Raw genomic sequence first — 4571 nt, 5'->3', positions numbered from 1 at the left:
CTATTATACCATATTTGTAGCTCAATGGGAAGATTTAATCAGTGTTTCCTTAATTGCCTGCTTTCAAGGAAAAACGACAGCACGCTAATTACATTCATAACAGATTCCCCAGAAGCAGATACCCTAGTTTGACTATCTTCTGTATCGCCTTGAAAACCTTTTATAGCATTTATCTTCAAAACGGCTGGAGTTTCTCCGTCAACATCAATCACATTATTTGCATAATAAATGCGATTGACCAGCCACAGAAAAAAATCACTGTTAATTCCAAAAGAATTATTTTCAATCTCATTTTTCCCAGTATATGATAGCATTTTTCGTAAAATAAGTTTCGCATCAGAATTTTTATTGATGATATAGTTCACTTGGTTTTCAATACTGTAAACTATAATAAAGCCTGCCTGTGGAACTATATTTTCTACTAATCCAGTACTTGTAATTTTATCATACGAAAAATTTATAATGTTAAAATCAACCTTTTTTCCCAACAATGTAACAGTCAAATTATCCGAAAAGCCTTTCGACATTTTCCAATTTTTACGTGAGATATTCAATGATTCATCATCATCTGGAATATCATCCATAATTAATTCAATTGCTTTTTCAATGTTGTCGACTTTTGTATCCTTCCATCTAGTTGTAGCCATTCACATCACCTTATCTCTATTACAGCTTTGTTTGATATAAAATCAGTAAAAACCGAATCATTTACTATTTCGGTTTCCAAGTCGGACTTACTTTCTCCAGCTTCATTCTTAATAAACAAAATGACGAAATCCAATCTCGTATTAATATACTTTTGCTCGCTAAATAGTTTCTCGACATTAATAACTAAGCTTCCGCTATCATTAATTGATGCAATACTATGCAGATTCAATCCCTTATTTAATAATATCTCTGCGATTGCTATATAAACGGTAATACCTACATCACGTGCTAAATCATCATCAGATATGATTTTTTCAAACACATTATAAAAATAAAATACTTTTACACCAATCCAAGCACTAAAAAACGGCATCACAATTGTTAGAAAAAAATTTATCACTTTGAATATACAATTTAAGCACTTATTTTTCATCCAAATATTCCTCGTTCAATCAACGGCTTAATTATAGTTTTTGCATATTCAGTTGCTCCTTCATTTACAATCACTATACCATTAGATTGAATTTTCAAATCAATTGGCAAAGAATCCTTCATCTTGCCCTTGAAAGATATACGGCTTATATCAATAGATGAATCATTTGAAAGGAATTCCAATTTGTCAGTTAATAAACAGACATAAACTGGGTTGCTCTGAATTGAAAAAATAAGCCTATTAACCTCCTCAGAAAGATCTTCATCATCTTCGGTAAATTCTATATTATACACTTTTAAATCGTATATTGCAGAAAATTCCTTTATCATTTTTACCATTAAAAGTGATGGTATAATTATTTGACGGTATCCCTTGCAATACTGTTTTTCCAAAAAAGCGTAGTATTCAACCGTTTCGTCATAGACAACAGTTTCGATTTTTGAATGAAGTTGAAAAAGTTTCAACTTAATATTTTTCATACCAACGCCTCCTATCATATAATATAGCCAGTAGTAAAGCCAGAATACACGTCTTCATGTCTTTAATTTCATTATACCATGCTTTTTTGCTATAGTCAATAAAAATCACAACTATCAGCATTATTTTTTGAAAAAAATCTACAGAGGTATTTCTCGACCCAAGCAAATTGTAATTATACCATGCAAACTAAAAAAGTCAATCTCATAAAAATAGTATAACTTGAGATAAAACAAATAAAAACCGGCTGTACCATGTAGGAAGCCCCACACAGTACAGCCGGTTTCGTTTGCGCATTCACCCATATCAACTCATCTTATCAATGCTCACATATCCAGTCACATACTTGCCGATCGGAGTCTTACCGCAATACTCCGCACGAGTGGTAATGCGATATCTGCCGTTTTTACAACAAACACCGTCGTAAATGTAGTATGTACCACCCCTTAGTCTACTTGACGGTGTAGCGGTTGTCTCATTCGCAAACAGCTGTGCCTGATCTGCGATAGTGACTTTCTCGCCTTGCCGCCAGTCGGTCCTGTATGCCGTATATGCCGCCTTACCATTTGCATCGTAGACGGTATACCCAGCCTTGCAAGCCTTTTTAGCGTCATTCAGGCTGCTGTACGCCCCAATCTGAGACGCAGCGTCAGTCCAGGACTTACGCACACGATAGATCTGCACCTTGCCATTTGATGTACCACTAGACGCTGTAGAGCCAGAGATTTTACGCTTAAAATCATTCCATGCAGATTCCGATCCGCTTTCTGCGTTCCATCCCTTGATGCCTGGGCAGGGTTTCCCCGTGACATCATAATGCCGGATGATGTGGTCGGCTGCAATGCCATAAGTCTGCATAAGCTGCTTTGTTAGTTCTACAGCGTTAGCGACTGCTGCCGCCGTAAAGCAGTATGTGCTGGAGTTAGCATCCTGCATCTTGCCAGTAGTGTTTGTACTGCAAATCTCAATGCCAATGCTGTTGCTGTTTTTACACTTGCCGTAGTGTGAGCCGCCTTTGGTGCTATACTTTGACCCTCCACAATGCCAGGTGTAACGGTTGCGGATGTCGGGGTTGTACAGCACTGCACCTGCATCATCTACGGTGTAGTCACTGGATACCTCACGATCAGTTGTTTTATAGTAATTTGCCGTATTGACGGCTGACCCTGCCTTAGATGTCACACCAGCCGTATAGTGGATCACGATATAATCAATAGATCTGTTGGCAAGTGCCTGTGTGTTGTGGGTGGATGTGCTTTTTGTGATAGTCATAGCTTAGTCCTCCTCATTTGTTTTTACTTCCGGCCGCCCTGCCACCGATGTTAGCACAGACAGCACTCCAGCCAACACCGCAGCAGACGCAACCGCTATATGCATTGCCGTAGATCAACAGATGAGACATCAGCGTTTCACGGAAAATAAAGGATGTCATTTCCGGATTTGGCTGATCGTGGAGCAAAAAATAGAGCGGATGCTGTGGCACTCGCTCTTTTCCATTATCGTTGTATTTGTACACATGAAGCGGTAATTGTGCAATCGCCTCGGACAGAACCCGAACACAGGCATAAACCACTGTGTGCTGCATGGCAGTGCGGTCATTGACACGCTTACCACTGTTCGTTCGTCCGAAGAAATAGCTGTAGCTGGGGCTGTCATAGCTGTTAGTTGGCTTATCTCTGGACTTGAATAGTCCTGTGAAAATACCCATGAAAATCAACTCCTTCTTATATCATCAACATATCCCTTGAATCATAAACCGATTCCTCAGACACACATCCACAGCGGATTGCACGGTCAAGAGCCATAATCATGGCAACCGCACCGTCAATCTTCTCTGTGGATTTTTCTTTATCCGGCTTGATGTTTCCGGCAGGGTCACGGCGAATGAAAATGTTATCCATCATCCAGCGGAGAACCGGGTGACCGTTATGAGCAAGTGTCTGTTCCAGAGTCAGTTTCATCAGTTCCTTGGTCGGTGGACTCATGTCTTTATATCCTTGTCCAAATTGTACCATCGTAAATCCAAGACCCTCAAGGTTCTGCGACATCTGCACCGCACCCCAACGGTCGAAAGCAATCTCTTTGATGTGGAATTTCTGCCCCAGTTCATCGATGAAATTTTCGATAAAGCCGTAGTGAACAACATTGCCCTCGGTAGTTTTAAGGTATCCCTGCCGTTCCCACACATCGTAGGGAACGTGGTCACGCCTTACACGAAGCGGCAATGTTTCTTCCGGCAGCCAGAAGTAGGGTAAAATGTAATAATGTTCATCTTCTTCCGTTGGCGGAAAGACAAGCACAAAAGCCGTTATATCTGTTGTACTGGAAAGGTCAAGTCCGCCATAGCAGATACGACCTGCGAGCATATCTTCATCAAATGATACCTTGCATTTATCCCATTTCTCCATCGGCATCCAGCGGACAGCTTGTTTTACCCATTGGTTTAGTCGCAACTGTCGGAAAGCGTTTTCTTCTCCCGGTGTTTCCTTTGCAGAGTTACACGCAGCTACGACCTTATCCATACCGATAGTCTTATCCAGTGACGGATTTGCCTTCTTCCAGACCTTCGGGTCTGTCCAATTCTCAGATTCATCTGCACCATAAATGACAGGGTAAAAAGTAGGGTCATGTTTTCTGCCCTCCAGAATATCCTTTGCCTTCTGGTGGACTTCATAGCAGATGCTGTTGGTATCCGTTCCGGCGGTGGTAATCAGAAAATACAAAGGCTGCATTCTTGCATCACCGGAGCCTTTGGTCATAACATCAAACAATTTCCGATTTGGTTGCGTGTGAAGTTCATCGAACACAACCCCATGGATATTGAAACCGTGTTTGCTGTATGCCTCAGCGGAAAGTACCTGATAAAAGCTGTTTGTGGGAAGGTACACGATGCGTTTTTGTGATGCTAAAATTTTCACCCGCTTGGAGAGTGCCGGACACATTCGCACCATATCCGCCGCCACATCAAATACAATGGCAGCCTGTTGACGGTCGGCAGCACAACCGTAAACTT

The 4571-nt window shown here is 41.0% G+C and carries 5 protein-coding genes and 1 pseudogene; all 6 read right to left on the bottom strand.

Features of this window, described 5'->3' with window-relative positions:
* Positions 1-38: 38 nt before the first annotated feature.
* Entirely contained in the window at positions 39-647 is a 609-nt protein-coding gene (locus QZ375_RS13760; RefSeq protein WP_295219869.1) for a hypothetical protein, read from the bottom strand.
* A gap of 5 nt (positions 648-652) precedes the next feature.
* Positions 653-1081, bottom strand: a complete 429-nt coding sequence (locus tag QZ375_RS13755) for a hypothetical protein (RefSeq protein WP_295219868.1) — start codon at positions 1079-1081, stop codon at positions 653-655.
* Positions 1078-1560 (bottom strand): hypothetical protein, encoded by a 483-nt coding sequence (locus QZ375_RS13750; protein WP_295219867.1) that lies wholly within the window; start codon positions 1558-1560, stop codon positions 1078-1080. Before QZ375_RS13750 ends, QZ375_RS13755 begins: the two co-directional genes overlap by 4 nt.
* Before the next feature lie 304 nt (positions 1561-1864).
* A complete protein-coding gene (locus tag QZ375_RS13745; RefSeq protein WP_295219864.1) occupies positions 1865-2830 on the bottom strand; it encodes a peptidoglycan recognition family protein in 966 nt (321 codons plus the stop codon).
* 94 nt (positions 2831-2924) lie between these two features.
* A pseudogene (locus QZ375_RS13740) lies at positions 2925-3266 on the bottom strand (phage portal protein); the annotation flags it as partial.
* A gap of 16 nt (positions 3267-3282) precedes the next feature.
* The coding region (locus tag QZ375_RS13735; protein ID WP_295219862.1) for a terminase TerL endonuclease subunit at positions 3283-4571 on the bottom strand (1289 nt) is incomplete at its 5' end.

The sequence above is a fragment of the Ruminococcus sp. genome, assembly GCF_019417665.1.
GTDB lineage: Bacteria > Bacillota > Clostridia > Oscillospirales > Ruminococcaceae > Ruminococcus_C.
This window is presented reverse-complemented; position numbering and strand designations above follow the sequence as displayed.